Source organism: Halopenitus salinus, assembly GCF_042662125.1.
GTDB lineage: Archaea > Halobacteriota > Halobacteria > Halobacteriales > Haloferacaceae > Halopenitus > Halopenitus salinus.
Genome location: NZ_JBHSXL010000009.1, coordinates 22,273 through 43,357, shown reverse-complemented (window position 1 = coordinate 43,357; position 21,085 = coordinate 22,273). Strand labels below are relative to the sequence as shown.

14 protein-coding genes and 1 tRNA gene are annotated in these 21,085 nt (G+C 55.8%); 12 read left to right on the top strand and 3 right to left on the bottom strand.

Features of this window, described 5'->3' with window-relative positions; genetic code table 11:
- Positions 1-169: 169 nt before the first annotated feature.
- Positions 170-334, bottom strand: a complete 165-nt coding sequence (locus ACFQE9_RS09660) for a DUF7838 family putative zinc beta-ribbon protein (RefSeq protein ID WP_379743869.1) — start codon at positions 332-334, stop codon at positions 170-172.
- A gap of 260 nt (positions 335-594) precedes the next feature.
- Between ACFQE9_RS09660 and ACFQE9_RS09655 the strand changes: the two genes are divergently transcribed.
- The 11 genes from ACFQE9_RS09655 to ACFQE9_RS09605 all read left to right on the top strand — a co-directional run bounded on the left by ACFQE9_RS09655 (position 595) and on the right by ACFQE9_RS09605 (position 11,154).
- The gene (locus ACFQE9_RS09655) at positions 595-1,068 is read left to right on the top strand and encodes an Lrp/AsnC family transcriptional regulator (protein ID WP_379743867.1); all 474 of its coding nucleotides are present in this window, start codon (positions 595-597) and stop codon (positions 1,066-1,068) included.
- Positions 1,069-1,545: 477 nt separating this feature from the next.
- The gene (locus ACFQE9_RS09650; protein ID WP_379743865.1) at positions 1,546-3,033 is read left to right on the top strand and encodes a proton-conducting transporter transmembrane domain-containing protein; all 1,488 of its coding nucleotides are present in this window, start codon (positions 1,546-1,548) and stop codon (positions 3,031-3,033) included.
- Positions 3,023-5,431, top strand: a complete 2,409-nt coding sequence (locus ACFQE9_RS09645; RefSeq protein ID WP_379743863.1) for a DUF2309 domain-containing protein — start codon at positions 3,023-3,025, stop codon at positions 5,429-5,431. Before ACFQE9_RS09650 ends, ACFQE9_RS09645 begins: the two co-directional genes overlap by 11 nt.
- A gap of 111 nt (positions 5,432-5,542) precedes the next feature.
- Positions 5,543-5,941, top strand: coding sequence for an acyl-CoA thioesterase (locus tag ACFQE9_RS09640; protein ID WP_379743861.1), 399 nt, complete (start codon positions 5,543-5,545; stop codon positions 5,939-5,941).
- 160 nt (positions 5,942-6,101) lie between these two features.
- Complete coding sequence (locus ACFQE9_RS09635) at positions 6,102-6,341, top strand: glutaredoxin family protein (RefSeq protein WP_379743859.1); 240 nt, start codon at positions 6,102-6,104, stop codon at positions 6,339-6,341.
- A complete protein-coding gene (locus ACFQE9_RS09630) occupies positions 6,338-6,871 on the top strand; it encodes a cob(I)yrinic acid a,c-diamide adenosyltransferase (RefSeq protein WP_379743857.1) in 534 nt (177 codons plus the stop codon). The genes ACFQE9_RS09635 and ACFQE9_RS09630 overlap by 4 nt, the downstream gene beginning before the upstream one ends.
- A 109-nt stretch (positions 6,872-6,980) precedes the next feature.
- On the top strand, positions 6,981-7,250 hold the full coding sequence (locus ACFQE9_RS09625) for a DUF7553 family protein (RefSeq protein ID WP_379743855.1): 270 nt from the start codon (positions 6,981-6,983) through the stop codon (positions 7,248-7,250).
- A 64-nt stretch (positions 7,251-7,314) separates the two neighbouring features.
- Positions 7,315-7,389, top strand: a tRNA-Val gene (locus ACFQE9_RS09620).
- A gap of 578 nt (positions 7,390-7,967) precedes the next feature.
- Positions 7,968-9,983, top strand: a complete 2,016-nt coding sequence (locus tag ACFQE9_RS09615; protein WP_379743853.1) for a hypothetical protein — start codon at positions 7,968-7,970, stop codon at positions 9,981-9,983.
- A gap of 34 nt (positions 9,984-10,017) precedes the next feature.
- The gene (locus ACFQE9_RS09610; protein WP_379743851.1) at positions 10,018-10,377 is read left to right on the top strand and encodes a hypothetical protein; all 360 of its coding nucleotides are present in this window, start codon (positions 10,018-10,020) and stop codon (positions 10,375-10,377) included.
- A 108-nt stretch (positions 10,378-10,485) separates the two neighbouring features.
- Positions 10,486-11,154, top strand: a complete 669-nt coding sequence (locus tag ACFQE9_RS09605; protein WP_379743849.1) for a tyrosine-type recombinase/integrase — start codon at positions 10,486-10,488, stop codon at positions 11,152-11,154.
- A gap of 3 nt (positions 11,155-11,157) precedes the next feature.
- Here the strand turns inward: ACFQE9_RS09605 and ACFQE9_RS09600 are convergent, their stop codons facing one another.
- Entirely contained in the window at positions 11,158-13,353 is a 2,196-nt protein-coding gene (locus ACFQE9_RS09600; protein ID WP_379743847.1) for an Eco57I restriction-modification methylase domain-containing protein, read from the bottom strand.
- Between the two features lie 299 nt (positions 13,354-13,652).
- Here ACFQE9_RS09600 and ACFQE9_RS09595 point away from each other — a divergent pair, with 299 nt between their 5' ends.
- Entirely contained in the window at positions 13,653-17,255 is a 3,603-nt protein-coding gene (locus ACFQE9_RS09595; RefSeq protein ID WP_379743845.1) for an Eco57I restriction-modification methylase domain-containing protein, read from the top strand.
- On the opposite strand, the gene ACFQE9_RS09590 is transcribed toward ACFQE9_RS09595, so the two are convergent.
- On the bottom strand, positions 17,256-21,083 hold the full coding sequence (locus ACFQE9_RS09590; protein WP_379743843.1) for a helicase-related protein: 3,828 nt from the start codon (positions 21,081-21,083) through the stop codon (positions 17,256-17,258).
- Positions 21,084-21,085: the final 2 nt, after the last annotated feature.

Below are 21,085 nucleotides of genomic sequence, written 5' to 3'. Positions count from 1 at the left end.
CACGATCGGATTCCCACGAGAAACGCACGAGCGTCATCCGTTCGAACCGTGGTTCTTCGTTCGAGTCGTCGCGAACAGGATACACCTCGTTCGCATCATCCGCCAAAGCCCCGTTCGAGTCATCCGCGAAAAGAACAGTCGCGCGCGATCGCCGATCGTCGTGTTCGACTCAGGCCGGAAGCGTGTCGATCCCGTTCACCTCGATGAACCCGAACGAACACTCGGGACACCGCCACTTCCGCTTCTCGCCGAGGTGTAGCGTCATCGCCGCGGTTCTGTAGAACGTCTGCGCCTCCTCACAACGCGGGCAGTCGACGGATTTCTCCAGCGCCATGATCGCGGATTTACGGGGAATCATGTTGAAGATGTTGTTTCGGCGGGGACGTCTGTCTCCCAAGCCCGACCCGACCGTCGTCGATCGAGGGAAAGCGGCGTCTCCTCACGTCGATGGGCAGTCTATAAATCAGATAACGCAATATACAATGTGCTGGTCCAGCGATTGAGGCCGGTTCATCGTTCGCGACCGCAAACGGGCGAGCCGTCGGTCCCTGCCTTGCGAATCTATAAAGGTCCGGTACCTTTGTTGACACCTGCATGGCTGACGAGGAGATCGACGACGTGGACGGAGCGATTCTGTACGCATTACAAGAGGACGCTCGAAACATGTCGTCCGGGGACATCGCGGAGCGAACCGACACCTCGGACAGCACTGTCCGCAAGCGCATCCAGCGCCTCGAGTCCGAGGGCGTGATCAAGGGATACAGCGCCAGCGTCGATTATCAGACGGCGGGCTACCCGCTTCGGATGTTGCTCTACTGTACCGCCTCGATATCCGAACGGGGCGACCTCATCCCCGAAATCCTGGCGATCGACGGCGTCGTATCGGTTCAAGAACTGGTCACCGGCGAACAGAACCTCCTCGTGACGGTCATCGGCGAGTCGGATAGCGACATCACGCCCGTCGCGCAGGAACTCCTCGACATGGGACTGACGGTCGCCGACGAGGTGCTGGTTCGGAGCCACGAGACGACCCCCTTCGGCAAGTTCGACCCCGAAAACGACGAGTAGCCGGCGACGTATCCGGGACCCGCCCGGTCACACACCGAACGGTACGTATCGGATCGACCGGATCAGTCGTCCGAGCTGCCTCGAGAGGGGCGAAACGACCCGTCTACCGGAAGCGCCGTTCCCGTGGTTCCAGTTCGATCCCGGGGCCCAGTTCGATTTCGTGGTCCTGCTCGCTTCCGTGACCTCGTCCGATCTCGAAACCCGCGATCGTCGTCGTTCGCGGCGTCCTCCACGTGGTCTCGATCCGCCATGCGATCGCGTCGAACCGGCCGTGTACGACCGATGGCGACCGCTTCTCCTTCCTCTCTGGTCACGTCATCCCTTTTCTAAACATAACGTTCTATAATACACTTTCTAAAGAACGTTTTGGTAATATAGGTGGATTTAATAACCAGTATGTTCGTAGTGGTGATGAAGACGGAAAACGACTCCCGAGTTTTCCTCGGTTGTCGTGACGGATCACGGACGTGCCGAACGATGTCAGGACACGACTCAACCACGACGGTCGGAGCACTTCCGGACGCGACGGCGAAGTCGCCGTTCGCGTCCGTCGCACTCACGTGGCTCGCGTGGTCCCTCTTGCTCGCGAGCATCGCCACGCTCGGCGTCCGAATCCGGACCGGGGCCACGTGGGAGATCCCCGGCCTGGTCGTCGTCGACGGACTGACCGCGCTGATGTGGGTGGTCGTCACCTTCTTCAGCGGCATCGTTCACAGCTACTCGCGCCGCTACATGGCGGGAAGCGCCCACGAAACGACCTTCTTCGCCACGGTGTTCGGTTTCACCGTGGTCGTGATGGGGTTGGTCGCGGCCGATCACATCGCCCTGTTCGGGCTCCTGTGGCTGACGATGGGCGTGCTGATGGCGAAGCTCGTCGGCATCGTCAGCGGTTGGGACCAGGCGCGGGCGGCCGGGACGGTCGCACGCAAGTACTTTTTCGCCAGCAGCGCGCTCCTCGGGATCGCGTTGACCGCGCTGTGGTGGGCGACCGGAGCGACGACCGTCTCCGGGATCGCTGCGGCCGACGGCGCGCTCGGCGGTCCGGCGTGGCTCGTCGCCGCCGTCGCGCTCGTGCTCGCGGCGATGATTCAATCCGCTCTCGTCCCGTTTCACGGCTGGCTGCTCTCCTCGATGACGGCACCGACGCCGGCGTCGGCGCTGATGCATGCGGGATTCGTCAACGCTGGAGGCATCCTGCTCACTCGCTTCGCGCCGGTCATCACCGTCGATCACGCGCTCATGCTCGCGGTCGTCGCCGTCGGTGGGGCGAGCGCCATCGGCGGGAAGCTGTTGAAGTCGGTCCAAACTGACGTCAAGAGCAAGCTCGGCTGTTCGACGGTCGGCCAGATGGGGTTCATGATCATGCAGGCCGGACTCGGCTTCTTCGGGGCCGCCATCACCCACCTCATCCTGCACGGCTTCTACAAGGCCTACCAGTTCCTCGGCGCGGGCGGACAGATCGAACACGCCGCCCCGAGCGGGACGACGAAGCACACGGTCGGGCACGTGACGAGCGTCGTCGGAATCGTCGTGGCGCTTTTGACCGGCCTCGGCGGCGGCGTCCTGTTCGCGGCATTGACGGGGAAGGGAGCGAACGCGGACAGCGGGCTCCTGTTGATATTCTTCGTGGTCTTCACCACGCTCCATGCGGCCCGCGGCGCGGTCCAGCACACCACGCTTTCCGTGACGGCCCGCTACGTTGCGGTTCCGTTGGTCTTCTTTCCCGCCATCGCCGTCTACGGCGTGGTCTATGAGGGCGTCTCGGGGCTTTTGGCCGTCGACACGGCAACCACCGAACTGACCCTGATACACGGCGTCATCGCCGCCGTCTTCGTCGGGATCTACCTCGGCATCGAGACCGGCATCCACGAACACAGCCGGCGTCTCTACGTGGCTCTGTTGAACGCCAGCCAACCGTCATCGGATACGGTGTTGACCTCCACGGAGGACTACAATGAGCACTGAATCCACCATTTCCGACGCCATCGACGAAGCGGCAGCCACCGTCGGATCCCTCTGGCCCATCCACTCGTTCGTGACGGCGAACCCCCTCTCGGGATTCGAACATCGGCCGTTCGACGAGGCGGTCGTACGGGCGGCCGACCTCCGGGGTGGCCGTGGCTACCCCGACCCCGAGACGTTCCGGGAGGCGCTGAAACGCGGCCGGATTGACCCCGAAACCCTCGAATCGGAGCTCCACGAGGCCGGTTACGACGACGATCCCGAGGTGCTTCTCGACCGCATGTCCGATGCGGCCAACGCCGAGGGGGATGATTCGGACACCGTCGAGGACCACGTCGACCGCGCGTTGACGAAGTGGCTGTCGGCCTTCCTCGAGGAGGGCAGCGCCCACTGGTCGATGCCGAACCGCGATTCGGGATTCTACGTTGCCTTCCGTGAGGTGGCCGAATACGACGGAGAGATCCCCGACGAAGGCGTCCTCGCCGACCTGCCCGCGACGCCGACGGAGGCCATCGGGACGGTGCTCGAGCCGCACCCGGAGGACCGGTGGGCGTCGATCTTCGAGGAGCAACTGGCCGCCCTTCCGGGCTGGACCGGGTTCATCAAACAGCGGGTCGACGACGAGGGATCCTGGCAGTCGACGTACCCGATCTCGTTGGAGGGCTACCTGGCGGTGCGGCTGGCACTGCTGGATGCCGTCGGCGCCGACATCGAGCCGTCGAACGACGCCGTCGACGTGACCCCGGCCGACGAACTCGCCGGGGCGTTCCTGCGCGCGTGGGAGGCGACGTATCGCGACACCCTCGTCGAAACCGTCGCCGCGGAGAGCCGATCGCTGGACGACGGCGATACGTCGGATCGGCCGGACGCCCAACTGGTCTTCTGTATCGACACCCGCTCGGAGGTCATCCGGCGTCACGTCGAGGCGACCGGCAACTACGAGACCCACGGATACGCCGGCTTCTTCGGCATTCCGATGGAGTACCACGGATACGACGCCGACGTGTCGGTCGATGCGTGCCCGCCCATCCTCGAGCCACAACACCACATCACCGACGTTCCGATCGACGACGACACGCAGGGGAGATACGACCGCTGGTCGGGTATCCGCGGGGCCGCGGACGAAGTCATCGAGACGCTACAGGCCAACGCCACCACGGCCTATGGCTACGTCGAGAGCGCCGGGAGCGGGTACGGCCTCGCGCTCGCGGCCCGCACGCTCGTCCCCGAGCGCGTTCGCGACCTGTTCGACGTCGCCGACGGGTTGGCGCCCGACGACCACGAGTTCTGTGACCCGCTCGTCCACCATCCGAACACGTACGCCGGCGAGTTGCCGGTGGGACTGACCACCGAGGAGAAGGTCGAGTACGCCGCCACCGCGTTCGATTTGATGGGCTGGACCGAGTTCGGCCGGCTCGTCGTCTTCACCGGCCACGCCAGCGAGACGACCAACAACCCCTACGATTCGAGTCTCGACTGCGGTGCCTGTGCCGGCAGCCCCGGGGGACCGAACGCCCGCGTACTCGCGGCCATCTGCAACGATCCCGAGGTCAAGACGGCGCTCCGGGAACGCGGTTTCGACGTCCCCGAGGACACCGTCTTCCTCGCCGGCGAGCACAACACGACGACCGACGAGATCGAGCTGTACGACCGCGACGTGCCCGAGAGTCACGCGGACGACCTCGAGCGGTTGCGTGAGGACCTCGACGCCGCTCGCGCGAACGCGGCCGCAGAGCGCGTCGAGTCGATGGGCGGCGACGGATCCTCTGGCGTCCGCGAGACGGAGCGTCGCGCCGCCGACTGGGCCGAGACCCGTCCCGAGTGGGGGCTGGCCGGCAACGCCGGCTTCGTCGTCGGCCCCCGCGAACTCACGAGCGATCTCGACCTCGACGGTCGCGCGTTCCTCCACTCGTACGACTGGTCGACCGATCCCGACGGCGAGGCGCTGGAAGCGATATTCGCCGGGCCGGTGGTCGTCACCCAGTGGATAAACGCCCAGTACTACTTCTCGACCGTCGACAACGCCGCGTACGGCAGCGGGTCGAAGGTGACCCACAATCCCGTCGGCAACATCGGCGTCTATCAGGGCAACGGCGGCGACCTGATGACCGGCCTCCCGCAGCAGTCCGTGATGTCCGCCTCCGACGAACCGTACCACCAGCCGCTTCGCCTCTCGACGGTCGTCCACGCCCCCGTCGAACGCGTCAACGACGTCCTCGCCGACCAGGAGACCGTGGCGAAGCTACTGGACAACGGTTGGCTCTCCCTCACGGTCGTCGACCCGACGCGGGATCACCGCGCGTTCCATTACGAGGGCGCTCTGGAGTGGACGCCGTCGTTCGAACGGCACGAGACGAACGGACGAGAGCCGATCGCTCCTGCTGCGGTCGCGGACGACTGACCTGAACGATCGCGGATGGGAAGTGGGCGACCGCGGATGGGTGTCGGATCGAAACACGATCGCTCGATCCGCGGCCGATGGCTACATGGTCCCGCCCGGTCTCACCCCGGTATGGACGCCTTCGTCACGAGCATCGACGTCCGATTTCGCGACATCGACGCGATGGGGCACGTCAACAACGCGGTCTATGCGACGTATCTCGAACAGGCTCGAACCGACTACTTTCGTCGGGTTCTCGAGGAGGACATCGCGAAGACGTCGACGGTGATCGCCACGCTCTCCATCGACTACCGCGATCCGATCCTCCTCGAGGACGAGTCGGCGACGGTCGAGGTGACGGTTCCGGATGTCGGCACCTCCAGCATCCCGATGGAGTACACCGTCCGCACGGACCGCGGCGTCGCGGCCGAGGCCGAATCCGTGCAGGTGCTTTACGACACGGAGGCGGAGACCTCCGTACCGATCCCGGACGACTGGCGCTCCACGATCCGCGAGTATCACGACGAGTAGGTCGATTGGGAGAGCCGTCCCGATCGCACCGCCGGCAATTGCGATGTGCGGCCGTCAACGATCACGGTCATCCGGCCGTCAACGATCACGGTCATCCGGCCGTCAACGATCACGGTCATCCGGCCGCCAACCTTGATACGCTCGCGGGCCAAGGCCCGCCATGGCGATCACCCTGTACGCGCTCGAGGGCTGTCCGTGGTGTGAGGCGGTCCGGGAGGCGCTCGATGCGGCCGAGGTGGAATACGGGATCGAGTGGGTCGACCCGCTGCACTCCGATCGCGACGAGGTCAAACGCGTCAGCGGCCAGCGTGCGGTGCCCGTGCTCGTCGACGAGGAGCGCGGCGTGACCATGGCAGAGAGCGCGAACATCGAGACCTACGTGGAGCGGACGCTCGCATGAGCATCTACACGGGCCGCGGCGACGCCGGCGAGACCGACCTTCGGACGATGGAGCGGGTCTCGAAGACCGACCCCCGGATCGAGGCCTACGGCACCGTCGACGAGGCGAACGCCCTGATCGGGACCGTCCGGCCGACCGGACACGACGACGTCGACGACCTGCTCGCGGACGTCCAAAACCAGCTGCACGTCGTCCAGGCCGACCTCGCGAATCCGGATCCCGATCCGGACGATCCCCGGATCGACGATGACCACGTCGACGCGCTGGAGACCGCGATCGACGAGTTCGACGAGGAGCTGGAGCCGCTCCGGTCGTTCGTCCTCCCCGGCGGCGGGGACTCGGGGGCGGCCCTCCATCACGCCCGGGCGGTCGTCCGCCGGGCGGAGCGTCGGGCCGTCCAACTCGCGCGTGCGGAGTCGATCAACGAGACGGTCGTGGCGTATCTGAACCGGCTTTCGGACGCGCTTTTCACCCTCGCTCGCGTGGTCAACGCCCGCGAGGGCGAACGCGAGGAGTCACCGACGTACTGAGCGGCGATCCGCCGACGTACTGAGCGGCGATCCCGGCGAGGGGGACATGAGAGGACCACATTCTGTCGTCCCCACAAGGACTATATCCGTCGGCCGCCAACGAGCAGGTATGAGCAAGCACTTCGAGGACGCTCGATACTACCTGGGACGTGCGGCGGAACACGCGACTGCGGGCATCAAGGAGGAACTGGAGCCGATCGAGGCGCGGGTTCGAGACCTCGTCGGCAAGGAAGAGGAGCCGGAGCCCTCGCGGATCGACGCGATCAGGGATGACCTTCGCGAGCTGGAGGAGCGGGCCGAAGGCGAGGCGCGCGAGGCCGTCGTCTCGGCTCGCGAGAAGCTCGCGGACTATCGCGGCACCGACGCCGACGAGGAGTAACCGGCGTCGCCGCCGGTCGCGACAAGGTAATCCTTAAGTCGGAACGTCGGGTAGCGATCGGTGCGGGTTGGTGGTCTAGCCCGGTTATGACGGCTCCTTCACACGGAGCAGGCCGGCGGTTCGAATCCGCCCCAACCCATACGCAGTCCGTACGGTCCGTAACAGTCCGGTTTTCTCGTGTTTCAACGTCCTGCGAGCCATTTTGCAGGTTTCGAGGGAACGTATAATCCCCCGTGATTTCGTTGGAACCGTGCGGACTGCGTACGGACCCCGCCTCCGTCTGGGACTCGTAATGTACAAACCCGGCGAGAGTAATAAGCTTAGGGGAGGTTTGAACGAGTTCCTTAGGGTGTGCTAAAATCGTTCCTAGGGAGTCTATTTCGGTGGGTCTGTCGTGTGTTATCTGATCAGATGCGTGCTTACTGCCTGTCGAGGGTTCTACCAGCTCAAGGAGAGGCTGATAGTCGTGCGAGATACTTGGGTGCGAATCAGCCACATGAATGTGCGGGAACGCTTGTCGTCCGGATTAGTAGATACAGAGGAGCACGCTATCGCCCCAGTCACCAATCTACTTGGATTTTGACAATAGAGACGCCTACATACCGAGGCTGGACAACACGATACGCGGGCGCGAACATCCATTGCTCTAACTGTCAATTATTGGGTTTTATGTGAACACCGAATGTTCTCAGTGGTAACATCGCATTTCCGGCACACATGGCCTCGTGTACATATTCATTTGACTCGCAGGACTGGCAGAAGGAGCGCGGGGTAGATATTATTGATCACTGGACGTGGGACTGTCCCCACGAGCAATACGGAGAGAACACTGAGCGATGTATATTCCACATGTCGAGCCATGCTCGAGATGCTGCAGGGATTGGTGAGGGGGAGTTTCGGGAACGGTTTATCGAGGACATCCTCCGGGGAGAGGAAAATGAATTACATGGAGCGACTCTTGACGATTTACCGCTGGATTTTCTTTCACTTCGGAACACAGCAGACCGGCCGATCAACTTGCGGGCGAACACATTTCAACAACTGTCATTTACGAATGCTCAGGTACGAAGCGCCATACTGCTAGACTACAGTACGTTTACTGATTTTGATGTCTCCCACGCCGTGTTTGACCACGCATTAGGCCTCCAACGCGTCGTAATTGACGGCACGTTTTCGGCAGTGATGGCGGATTTAGACAGAATATACGGAGAAGGACTGACAGCTGCCGAAATCGACCTTGCAGAGGCCGAGATCGACCGTGCCGGGTTCCACGAAGCACATATCGATGTCTTCCGCTGCCCCAACGCCAATCTCTCCGTAATTCTGACTGAGGCGACATTTTACGAGGAATTTACTGTTGATAATGCGATGTTTGAGACTGTAGTTGATGGGCAAGAGACTACGTTCGAGTGTTCTTGTACCATCAGTGAGGCTGAGTTCACGGACAAGCTCCGTCTGGAAGAGTCAACGTTTGACGACGGTCTCGAAATCGAAGGCTCGACACTCCAAGGCGTAGGGCTAGCGTATGCAGATGTGGCCGGCGATCTGCGGATTTCAGACTGTACAATAGACACACTGGTCCTAGATGCCGCAACCATCGACGAGGAACTGTGGGTTCAAGCAATGTTCGGGGAAACGCTCCGGGCTTCTAAGATAACCTGCGAGAAGGCATGGTTTAGCGATGTCACAACGGACAAAGTGGATATCTTTGATATCGATGTCGATCAACTCGTCATCTCAGCTGATCACGTGGACGAACTCCATATCAAGTCCTCCGATCTCCCGTCACTCCACATTAGCGATGGCGAATATGACTCAATCGGGGTAACTGATTCCGTCATTAGAGATTTCGCCATCATCGGCTGTGAGATTCATTCGCTGAACCTCGTTGAGGTTACAATCAACGGCGATCATCAACAGAACGAAATCGGGGATGCGAGGTTTAGAAACACCGATGTACACGATATTAGCTGGCGAGGATGTCCCGTAGACAGGAACGCCGAAATCAGGTTTATTGGTGGATCTCTTGAGGAAGGCGATCTTCACCAACCAGACAGCGGCTGTTTCCGATTTGCTTTCTACCAAACCACCGTTGGAAATATTCAATTCCACAATATCAACGGCGACGATCTACAGCAGGCACATTTTGTTGCACCCGACTTCGATAATTTCCCGTTCGACGACTACACAGCCGAACTCGCCCCTACCTGGCGATTGAATGTTACCCCAGAGTTTGAAGACGCTGACTTTGATCCCGGCCAACTGGAAGCCTACCAGACGTACCAATCAGCCCGTGCCAGTGCGGGAGCTTCCAACCAAGAAGATGCCCGCGCCGGGTTTTACAAACGTGAAATGCAGTATCGAGGCGATATTCTTCGAGACAGGTGGAGTGAGGACCGGCACTGGGACTCCCTGTTCAAATGGCTCGAGTTGCGGTTACTGGACTGGATTTGCGGCTATGGCGAGGATCCTGGTCGCCCGGTTCTGATTGCGATTGGAACGATCAGCATATTTGCCGTGATATACACATGGATGCTCTGCGGCACTGGGACAACAGCTGACAACTTCCTCACCGGAATTACGCTAAGCTTTCAAGCATTTGCGACACTGGTATTCGGTCCGAGTGAAACGTTTTATGGATTGCCCGGTCGATTCCTGACAAGTCTTGAGGGCGTTATTGCCACGCTTCTGATCCCCTTCCTCGTGTTCTCTCTCACGAAGTCAATCGACTAGGTTTTAGAAATGAGGTCGCCAGTTGTGGTGAAGTTTGGTGCTGCTCCATCAATTCATCAAAGCACAAAATATCAGAGAACGAGAGCCAAACCCGCATGTTACCGATGAAGAGATTCGGGAGATTACTGAAGACACCGGTCTAAAAACGAATAGTGTCGTTGCTAGTGTTGGAAGATCTAAAAAGAGTCTAAAAGATGTTTCCCTTTTTGATGATGGTATCACCAAGTATTCTGACCTACCTATGACAAAATACCGGGACCCCGAGGCCAATATCCACAAGCTTCGGGATAGTGGCCGATTCGATTTCGGGATAAATGCGTCAGATAACGAGCCAGAAGATCATAGTGTTACTGTTGACGAAGACCAGGACGATAACCGAAATTCTGAAGATTAACTAGTTCGCATATCCGCTCTATCTGAATACCATCTGTCCGATATCATCTAATAACCGTTTACAACTCTTATTCAGAACAACGTTACTGCCCGCTCACCCACGCCCAGTATGGCGCCCACACGTGAAAAGTCACTTAGCGAGCGGGAATTTGAACTCTTGCTAGAAGGCGCAGGACGCATTGATGACCCAACGCGTCGACTCGAAGCCCGCGCTGCGATTCTTATCGGAGGCCGACTCGGCTTACGCCCAGGGGAGACGACTCATCTAAGCGAATCATGGGTGGACCTCGAGCGACAGATGATCCAAATCCCTGACCACCATACCTGTACCAAAGGACGAGACGGCGACATCTGCGGGTATTGCCGACAAGCGGTCGAACAGCGAGTACGCCACAACCCCGAACGTGACTTTGACGATATCGCAGCCCAATATTGGCTCCCGAAAACGGAGGCGGCGACTCGAGCAATCCCGTTTCATTTCTCGTACCGGGTTCGGGTTGCTATCGAACTCTTGGTGGCGGAACACGGCGGCTGGCCGTACTCCTTTTCGACCTTACAGCGACGACTAAACACGGCACTGGATTGCGCGCCACAACTTTCCAGCGATGCGACGTCGTTACACGGATTACGGGCAACAGCGGCGTCACATCATGCCAGTCGCGGGCTGGATTTAGCCGCGCTTCGGGCAATGTTCGGTTGGGAAGATATCAACACCGCACGGCAGTATCTCAATGTCGACGGCGCAATGACCCGACGCGCACTCGACGCTATCCACTAGCGATTATGGCTTGGGACCATTCTGTTCGAGCACATCGTATTTTTCAAAGACCATTTCAAAGTAGTCCCTGTCCATAATCCGAGGATTTGACACCCGATGGAAGTCATCGAGAATAAACTGAACGTCTTTTTTGTCCAAGTTGTAGGCGTGCATGGCTGCCGCGTCAATTTCGGCCTGAATACGACGCCTTTCTTTGGTAATGGTTGCTGGCTGAATATCGCCTAGCCGCTGGCGCATTTCCTTAAACTGATCACCATAACAGTTGAGTTTTGCAGCCCGATCAGAAATATAATTAAACCAATTGTCTCCGTCTGTGAGACGCGGCATCTGTGATTCTTCGAATTTATACTTAACAATATGAGTATCCACCTTCGTCCTCATCAGATAGTCAAATGGGATACTATTGAGGACCCCGAGAGCAGCGAATAATTCCTGGTCAGTAAACACCCGTTCATAAATATCGTGCATCGGATATTCGCTTAGATCCTCCTCAGTAGGATTTACTTTGTATGGGCGAATTGTTGAGAGGGTGTGAACTGTGATTGCGCCCTTTGGGATGACTGACGCGACCAGCGTTCGTTCATTTGTTGAGTTCGCTATTTCACGTATTGCTATACGGTATTCAGTACAATCTAGAAGAACATCCTCTTTTGATAGTTCTGGCCGGTCGTATTCCTCTAGTAGACTATTTACGAATCCTTTCTGTGACCCGGTTCCATTGAATTTCTGATAGATGGCCTTCTTTATGCTAATATCTGGATTATGTGATCGGAAATTTTTCATCCTCACCCGATGCTTTCCGCTCTTTTCAGGTCTATTTTCGTTAACGCTCCAGAGAGAAATTGGAGCCAAGTCATCGGCATATGTATCATCATACGAATATTGATAGATATTCTTACCTTCGAAGACAGGATAATCGCCTTTGTCTTTTTCTTCGACAAGGTAGTCAGATTCCTTTGCCCGATGTAGCTCTTCAGCATACATTGACGCATACCAGGTATTATCAATATCCGCAGAAACGGGTGGATGGTATAGGATTTTGTTGAGTACCTCCACCTCTCTTTCAGAGGTTATATTTGGAAAAATTCGAGCTTCTGGAGAGTATTGATCCAGAACACGACTTGGAATAAGGAAAGTGTTTTGTTCAACATTCCGAAGAACGCCAAGGCTGTTCTGTTCAAATATGCCTCTCACCTCTTCTGTATTCCCCCCATTCCTCAAGGAAATAATTCCGAATCGGTATCGAGAGTCGATTTCCTTGAATATGCCCTTGTTTTCGAATCCGATTATATCTTGGATTTCAGTATGGTCTAATGCGTGCTTGCGCAAGTCCTTGGCAGAAGCACCGTTAAAGATGTTCCCAGGTAGTATCAGAGACGTGTAACTTCCACCACCTAGTAAATCAAAAACACGCTCAAAGAAGAGCATTGATAGGTCATTTTCATTCTGTACTTGTTTTCCGTTCACTTCGGGAGTTTGAAGTTGGTATTCGTCACTCTCATTGAAATATGCTGCCCCCCGTTCCAGTTCCTCTTTGTACTCCTCCCACCCCTCTGCTATGGAATCTTCTTGGAGGAGTTCCTCCATTTTTGAATCTTTGCTATCGGGCATCCGAGTGCGGAATGCCTCATCGTATTTTACGAAGTAATCATCACGATTTGGCGACAGGACTTCCCAGGGAGGATTACCGATGATAACATCAAACCCGCCATCCCGATAGACGGTTGCGAATTCCAGCACCCAGTGAAAGGGATGGTTGTTTTCAACTTCTCTAAGCGTGGCGTCTTCTAATCCTGCTGTTTGGAACTGTTCTAGAATCTTCTTATTGAGACTTCGGCTATGTCTTTCAATATGCGACTCCGCTAAATCTCTTGCATTTGTCGCCTCAGTTGTAGATCTAGCATCCCGATGGCGTTCTACAGCAGTAATAACATCGTCATACATTTCTCGGACACTCTGACCCACCCCACCACCATAGTTAGTCAGAGACGCATCACCCTCATCATTGGCGATCTCTTGAACCTCAGTAAAACCGATGAGCGAGTTCCCCTGACGGATGTTGAAGTCGATGTTTGGGAGAGGTTCTACTTCGCTCGGCTCATCTTCGATGTCCGCAACCATTGACAGCCACAGCCGCAGTTTACAAATTTCGACCGCACCCTCATCAATATCCACGCCATACAAGTTGTTCAGTATCACTGTGCGTTTTGCGAACAGCGACGCTCCGCCTCGCCCTTCGTTAATTTCTTCTAGCTCATCACGGGTACGAGCGTCTAACTCCCAGGCTTTGCCTTCTTGTTCGAGTTCTTGGAAGTACTCAATGCTCTGGAGGACCCAATGATATGCTATAATATACTATTCTACAGTAGAAAACAAATAACACTCTAAGATATTGGGTTCTACTCTCGATTTTTAGTCACACCGGCACGGCCAGTCCAGTCAGAACTAAGGGAAAAGTCACCGACAACATTGATAACAAGACGTGGCTTTGTGGGAATATGACTCTCCAGCAGATCACAGCGGACGATATCGCGAACTGGGTTTCGCTTGGAGATATTGCGGATTCATTCGAGAAACGGGGGCTAGAACGGCGTCCGGATCTAGGCGGAGACAACGAACTTGTGCTCAAACTTGCTGATGATGAGTTCATTCGCTTAGTGAATGCTTCACCTGGAGAAACAGCAACAGACCATACACCGGACAATCGGTCTCAGCACACGAACCTCGTCGCCACGGACAATTTTGAGGAATTCACGTTTCTCACCCGGATGCGGAGTTGGGAAGGGCAGCAACACGGTCGCATCAAACATCAGAAGATGTCCTTTACCAAGGACCAATTCACCCGTGAGGACGGGGAGAAGAACACTATCCTAAAAAAGCTCAACTCTATCGAAAAGGGCTCTTCTACGGCAATCTATGATACGCTGTACGATACACAAAAGGTCGTCAAGGAGTTCTACCAGGAGTTTGAAGCGCTACGGACTGACCTCGTTCAGGAAGTCTCGGGAATCCCCGAGGACCGTGGTGGCGCAAAGCAACGCTACGTACAGGTTATTCTCGACCGGATGATATTCCTGTACTTCATCCAGGAAAAGCGACTCCTCGATCGTAATCCGAATTACCTCCACGAACAGCCAAATGAGGTCGTTGACACAGGTAATGACCGATACGAGAACTTCTATTGCCCGCTGTTCTTTGACTACCTCGCAGAAGACAGTCAGAACCCCGCCTTCGGAAGTCTCCCCTATCTTAACGGTGGGCTATTCGCGAAGAATCCAGTTGAAGAGGAATTCCCAGACGCCAAGCTCGGTGAATCGGCAGGAGAGACAAACGCCCTTTTCGATGATATTCTAAACTTCCTATCGGACTGGAACTGGAACGTAGACGAACGCCTCGATATTGTTGATCCCAAGAATCTCTCCCCGGCGATTCTGGGCCATATCTTCGAGCAGACGGTGAACCAGAAAGAGATGGGCGCGTACTATACGCCCGAAGAAATTACTGGGTTCATGTCTCGCAGGACAATCCACCCGTACCTGCTTGACCAACTCAATGAGGCCGTTGATGCCGACTATGACGAAATTGATGATGTCTTTGGCTTCCCGGCGGCGAAAGCTAGGGGTGGGACCGAAGCCGTAGCGGATGGTGGAGCGATTACTCAGCAAGTTCCGACTGAAAATGTCGAGACGAAGCACGTCGAAACGCTCTATCACGATATTCTGAAAGAGGTGCATGTCCTTGACCCGGCAGTCGGAAGTGGGGCATTCCTTCTCGCCGCCCAAGATGTCCTCGTTGATATCTACCTCCAGAGCATTGAGTACTTCCAAGAACTCGAACAAGAAGGCAAAGCCTGGGAGTTAGACGCTCGTACCCGCGATGAACTGGAGAAGTTTACCGAAGGGCAGGGTGGGGCATCGCTATACGCGAAGCGTACAGTCATTTTGAATAATTTGTACGGCGTCGATATCGACGACGGAGCAGTTGATATCTGTAAGCTACGACTGTGGCTGTCGATGGTTGCGGACATCGAAGACGAGCCGAACGAGGTGGAACCCCTCCCGAACATCGACTTCAATATTCGACAGGGGAATAGTCTCCTCGGCCAGGCAAAAATCGAGATTGAAGGAGATGATAATGGCGATAGCGATCTTGATTCCTGGGAGCAGAAAGCTCGGTTTGAGGACGTTCAAAAAGCAATCCAAAAACATAAAAATACTGAAAGCAGCGGAGAGGCGCGTAAATGGCGTCAGGAAGCGGAAGAACGGATTGAAGAACACCGTGGAAAGTTTGACCATATTCTTCGACGAGAGTTCCAAGACGCAGGGCAGGACGAAATCACGGTGGGTAAAATACGTGAATGGGAACCGCTCCATTGGCCGTTGGAGTTCGCCAATGTCTTCGCACAAGAAGGGTTTGATGTGGTAATCGGAAACCCTCCATGGGATCAGATACGGCCAAGTCGAGACGATTTCTTCCCAAAGTACGACGAACGGTTCCGAACTCGGCGTCCCTCTGAGAAAGATGAGATTCAGAGTGAGCTGTTGGAGGATGACGAAGTAGCTCAACAGTGGGAAGAGTACCAAGAAAACATAGAGGTACAGATGAGGTACTTCACGGATGGTCCGAAATACCAACTCCAGACACCGAAGGTTGCCGGCCGAAAGGATCCGAATGAGAATAACATCGCTGGACTGTTCGTAGAGAGAGTATTCGACCTCGTCAAGGCAGACGGATACATAGCTCAGGTTCTTCCAGGGGTCATCTTCAACGGGTCTTTCTCGAAGGATATGCGGATGAAGATGCTCAACGAATCCACAATTACGTCACTTGTCGGATTCGAAAATAAGGGTATCTTCGACGGGATTGACGATCGGTACAATTTCGCGGTAGTGACATTCAAGCAGGATGGATACACTGAAAATCTAAAGGGCATCTTTGAGCAGCATGACCTATCTATCCTCCAAAACCTTGAACAGGAGACTGCGAAAATTCCCCGCGAGGTTCTCGAAGAGTACTCCCCCGAAGCACGGATTTTCCCATTCGTGTCGAGCCAGCAGGAGGTGGATGTCCTCACGAAGCTGCTAGACCATCCATCAATTCAAGATGACGTGGAAGGTACATGGCGCATCCATCCGCATCGAGAGATCCATAGTGCCCGCGATGCCGACCGGTTCTTTGAACAGGGTGAGTATCCAGTCTACGGTGGTCGGAACATTCACCAGTTTATTTACAATAGTGAGATACCCGGGTCAGCGGAACCAGCTGAATATTGGAGCCTGGCAGAAGACGATGCGCCCGACAAGAGTGCCAAACATCGTGCCCGTGAACGCGCATTCAATAGTGGGAATCTTAAAAAGGCGATTTATACTGAGTTTGGTGGTAAGCAAACGAGTAAATCCCAGAAACAGTTCGTGAATGACCTATTAGAGCAGTACCGAGGTGAACCGTTGTCTATGGATGATATCCTGCTTGATTCGTCGGAATATCGGATAGTCTTCCGGAACATCACAAACTCAACGAATGAGCGGACGATGATTGCGTCTGTAGTTCCGAAGGATGTTATCTGTCACGACAAACTAATCACGGTTCGTCCTTACGAAATTTCCCCTACCGAAGAGGATCTCCAAGAATCCCCACTCCACGGAGCCTATAATAAGGCATTCACTGGCTGGGAGCTGTTCGTGGCTCTTGGTCTGCTGAATAGTATTCCGTTTGACTTCATTATGCGGACCAAAATCGACACGACCGTTGTTACGTACAAGTTCAATGAGTCCCAGATTCCTCGGCTGACCAAAGGTGACGACTGGTTTGAGTATATTTCCGAGCGGGCCGCGAGACTCAACTGTTATGGTGATAAGTTCGAAGAAATGCGGGAGCGTCTTGGCGGACTCAACCCGATAACCGATCAGGAAGCTCGAAAGCGCATTCGCGTAGAACTTGACGCTGCGGCGTTCCACGCCTATGATCTAGAACATGAGGATATGGAGTTCATCCTAGACGATTTCTACCAGGTTTCTAACCCACGACTGATGACGGAAGAGTACTTTGACCAGGTCCAGAAGAAATACGAACAACTTACAGAGAACGGTCCGCTCTCGTAATTAGCGGCCTACCACACCCCAGCACATCAACTGTGCCTGAACATCGCTTTCGCCTACAAGTTTCGCTTGGTACTCCGTCGACCCCTCTACGTTCTCTTTTAGGAAGTCTTCTAGCGCTTCTAGGAATTCCTCAGGCGGCCAATCTGGGAACGAGTCATACTGATCGTTATACCGGAACGTATCCCGGAGAATCCGATCCTCGCCAGTGTTCGCCAGCTTCACCGCTTCAAGGCGCTCCCCAAGGTCGTCAGCCCATTCTTCGAGTGTTTCGTACTCGTCCACCGGAGCAGACCTCCCGGCGTATTTTGGTTGGAGATGCTGGTCGATGAAATTCAGAATCGTCTCTTGTTCCGGCGAGATGCTATTACCCTGCTTGAATATCTGTTCTGTTTGGCCCTCCCGAATCGTCTCCAGACGACTATTCAGAACATCTTGAATCGCCTCACGATTCGACATCACATTCTCCGCGTCCCCTGTGATCGGCTTACCACTAACTGAAGGATCAATCTTGAGCGTGCTGACTGGTCGTTCCTTCACGTCGTCGGTGAATGGCTTGTAGTAGAAGGCCCGTCGTACACGCCCCAGTGGTGATTCGTGGTCGTCATCATCGAACCAGAGGTGCGCAAGCCCGAACACACCCGGGCGTGGTCCTGAATCATGGTCCGTAACGTTCGTGTATAGACGTTCGCGTTCCTCCGGGGACTCCTCAAAGTAGTCTGCGGCGTACTCAAAGTCGTCTTCTGAGAGGCCGAAATCTTCGTTCAATTCCTTCTTCAGCAAATACCGCTCGTACGCCGCGTGTTCGTTACTGCCAGCATTCCGGAGCAGCGGATTCTTACTCGTGTCATCGAGTTCATTAACGTCCTCAACTTCCCGCGATTTCTGGAGTGAGTCCTCGATTTCGTCCACCTGTAGCTCCCCAATCGTCTTCTCGGTATCAACGCCGGTTTGCTCCAAAAGCTGGTCTTCGTTCGGGTCGAGGATATTGTTCTCCTTCCCGACGATGAGTGCGATGTCGTTAATTTTCGCTTGGAGCCGCTTTAGCAGCTTAATCGCCGCTTCGATATCCCCGTCCGGGTAGAAGTTGTGGACGTACTTCTCCTCGGTACTCCCGATCCGATCGATACGTCCTACGCGCTGGACGATTCGCATCGGATTCCACGGCAGGTCATACGAGACCTGGACCGATACGTCCTGTAGGTTGACCCCTTCGCTAAGGGTGTCAGTTGCCACGACGTACTGGAGTTCTGATTCCCCTGACTCAGATAGTGTTTGCTGATAGCCAGAGGCCTCAGGGGCGAAGCGCTGAATGACATCTTGTTTGTTTTCGTCGCCACCCTTCACGACCGCACTGTTTGCCTCCGTGAGTGGTGCATCGGGACTATCTCGCAGCGTCCGATAAACGTAGTCCGCCGTTGCGCGGTACTGCGTGAAGATGAGTACCTTCTCATGATCGTAGCCATTCAGCACATCCGCAAGGCGGTCGATTTTCGGGTCGCGGAACTCCCGCAGTGAGAAGACCGTTTCGTAGAACTCCCGCGTTGCGTCGTCGATGTCGCTGAGGTCACTTCGCGGGTATAGGATCGGATTGACTTCGTCCTCCGGGACAGTCGGGAGGACGCCCGCATTGTGGTCGTGAAGCCACTGTCGCGTCGACACAGCGTGATCGTTCACGCCACCGGCGTCACGGGCAACGTCACCGATGAACTGCGAGAGGAAGTACGCTAAGAGCGTTAGGTCCTCTCGAATGTAGGTCTTGACCTCACCAATCGTCGCATCAGCTAATTCGTCCGGACTGTCGGTTTCGCCAGCATCATCCGCACGCACGGCGGTTGTGTCGAATCCAAACTCCTCGAGTGTCTGTTCAAGATCTTCGGCAGCGTCCTCTCCTTCGATGAAGTCATCGATTGTCTCCGGCGTGTCTCCGTTCTGTACGGTCCGTAGCATGTCGATGTCCTCGTCTTCTGGGAGGCCATCGAGTAAGCCGAGGAGTTGGCGTTCGCTCTGGTGGAGTGTCTCGATCGATTGGACGAACGCGTACGTTGAGGACTCCAGCCGCTTGAGTAAATTCAGTTTGTATAGCGCTTTGAGTGTCCCCCCTGCGTTCGGATTCTTCACCGTAATGTGTGGCAAGTGAAGTGCGTCCATCACGTCCGGAAGCATCTGATAGACGGGCTGGTATGCCGCCGGGAGGGAGTATTGCTCCTTGCTGAGCGTGGGGGGTTTGAAGCTCATCTCGAAGTCTTCTTCGTCCTGAATTTGGTCCTTGACGTGCTTTCGCGTCCGGAGAACCATCACCTCATTCAAGATCTTCGAAATCTCCTCGGAGTGGCGCTGGAGCTGCTCCGTGAGTTCTTGTTGCGTGGCCTCACTGGCGTCTTCTTTTCCGGCGGCGATTTTCTTCCGCGTCTCGGAGAGTTCGATGTACTCCTCGAATGCGCCGAAATCCAGGGAGGACTTGTTGCGGATTTCTTCGGCGCTCGTGAAGAGGCTGATAAGATTCTCTAAATCCGTCGCTGAATTGTTGATCGGCGTTGCCGTCAACATAATCATAGTCTTCCCCCGGAGTTCGCGTAGGTTGGCGTGCCGGCGTGTGCCCTTGTAATCGTCGTCGTCCTCTGGGTTAGGTCGCCACTTCCCGTGGTTCCGGAATCGGTGGGCTTCGTCGATAAGGAGGACATCAAACGTGTCCTTCAAGTCCTGAACTTCCCCATAGGTGAGATTCTGAAACTTGCTGATGCTCATCACATCTAAGTGCGTCCCATCGACTTCGAGACCGAAATACGGATTTCCGTCTTCGTCAGTATCGTCTTGAAGGAGGTCTTCCCACTGTTCGGTTAGATTCGCCGGCACAATGAGCAGACAGTGGTCACCCCGTTGGCGGTAGTCGTGGAGGAGCTCCCCGCCGATGAAAGATTTCCCGAGGCCGACGGAGTCAGAGATGATACAGCCATTAAACTGGCTGAGCTTCTCCTTCGCGCTTTCGTATCCCAGTGTCTGGAAGTAGTAGAGCGGGCTATCGCGGATGTTGACGTTGCCGCTTAGTTCGTCGTACGCCAGCAGCTTGTACAACTCGAAGGGCTCGATGTAAGTCCCCAAGTCATCGGGCGCATCGTCATCATCCGAGTCGTCTTCTTGTTGGTCCTGCCAGTCTTGGTACTTCTCGCTGTTCTCGATAATTCGGATGAGTTCTTCGCTGAAGTCCTCCGCGTTGGCCCACTGATTGTCGTACCAGTATTCGAACGCCTCTGCTTCGGGGCGATCTTGACTCGTAAGGTTTAGCTCGATATTGTTCCGGTGCCCACTCGCGGTGAAATTCGAGGACCCCACAACAGTCGCACATGGTCGCGTATCGGTATCGTCGTCTTCCCAGTCAGCATCGTCTTGTGGAGCGCGGAACGATGCGCCCTTCGCGTGGAAGTAACCGTTTTTGGGATTGCGCACACGGACACTGACCTTGTTTTCGGCTATGAAGTCCCGGAGCCGGTCCAGTCGGTCCAGTTGAGCGTTGTTGAGCCCCTCGATACTCTCTTCCACCCCCTGCTCTAGGTCAGCTCGCAGGCTTTGCCCCTCCCCGATTTCGTCCGCTGTACTCTGATTCGTTTGGCGTCCCATGAGAATGCGAATTGGGGCGTGTCCGAGTTCTTCGGGATCGGCAAGTTGTTTGAGATCGTCGCGATACAAATCAAAACCGGAGAGATAGAAGTACCCTGTCGCGATACGCGCTTCCTCAATCTGAGGAATGATTTTATTATAAATATCTTCGAGTGTTCTATCGGAATTGTCGACTAGAGGGGGGAGGGAAAGCATTCTGTTACTGGCACTCATGT

What these genes read in the sequence shown, in the direction of transcription:
- ACFQE9_RS09625 (WP_379743855.1), top strand. Translation starts at nt 6,981, where the DNA reads ATGAGCAAGCACTTCGAGGACGCTCGATACTACCTGGGACGTGCGGCG.
- ACFQE9_RS09615 (WP_379743853.1), top strand. Translation starts at nt 7,968, where the DNA reads ATGGCCTCGTGTACATATTCATTTGACTCGCAGGACTGGCAGAAGGAG.
- ACFQE9_RS09630 (WP_379743857.1), top strand. Translation starts at nt 6,338, where the DNA reads ATGAGCATCTACACGGGCCGCGGCGACGCCGGCGAGACCGACCTTCGG.
- ACFQE9_RS09635 (WP_379743859.1), top strand. Translation starts at nt 6,102, where the DNA reads ATGGCGATCACCCTGTACGCGCTCGAGGGCTGTCCGTGGTGTGAGGCG.
- ACFQE9_RS09655 (WP_379743867.1), top strand. Translation starts at nt 595, where the DNA reads ATGGCTGACGAGGAGATCGACGACGTGGACGGAGCGATTCTGTACGCA.
- ACFQE9_RS09645 (WP_379743863.1), top strand. Translation starts at nt 3,023, where the DNA reads ATGAGCACTGAATCCACCATTTCCGACGCCATCGACGAAGCGGCAGCC.
- ACFQE9_RS09650 (WP_379743865.1), top strand. Translation starts at nt 1,546, where the DNA reads ATGTCAGGACACGACTCAACCACGACGGTCGGAGCACTTCCGGACGCG.
- ACFQE9_RS09605 (WP_379743849.1), top strand. Translation starts at nt 10,486, where the DNA reads ATGGCGCCCACACGTGAAAAGTCACTTAGCGAGCGGGAATTTGAACTC.
- ACFQE9_RS09590 (WP_379743843.1), bottom strand. Translation starts at nt 21,083, where the DNA reads ATGAGTGCCAGTAACAGAATGCTTTCCCTCCCCCCTCTAGTCGACAAT.
- ACFQE9_RS09640 (WP_379743861.1), top strand. Translation starts at nt 5,543, where the DNA reads ATGGACGCCTTCGTCACGAGCATCGACGTCCGATTTCGCGACATCGAC.
- ACFQE9_RS09660 (WP_379743869.1), bottom strand. Translation starts at nt 334, where the DNA reads ATGGCGCTGGAGAAATCCGTCGACTGCCCGCGTTGTGAGGAGGCGCAG.
- ACFQE9_RS09595 (WP_379743845.1), top strand. Translation starts at nt 13,653, where the DNA reads ATGACTCTCCAGCAGATCACAGCGGACGATATCGCGAACTGGGTTTCG.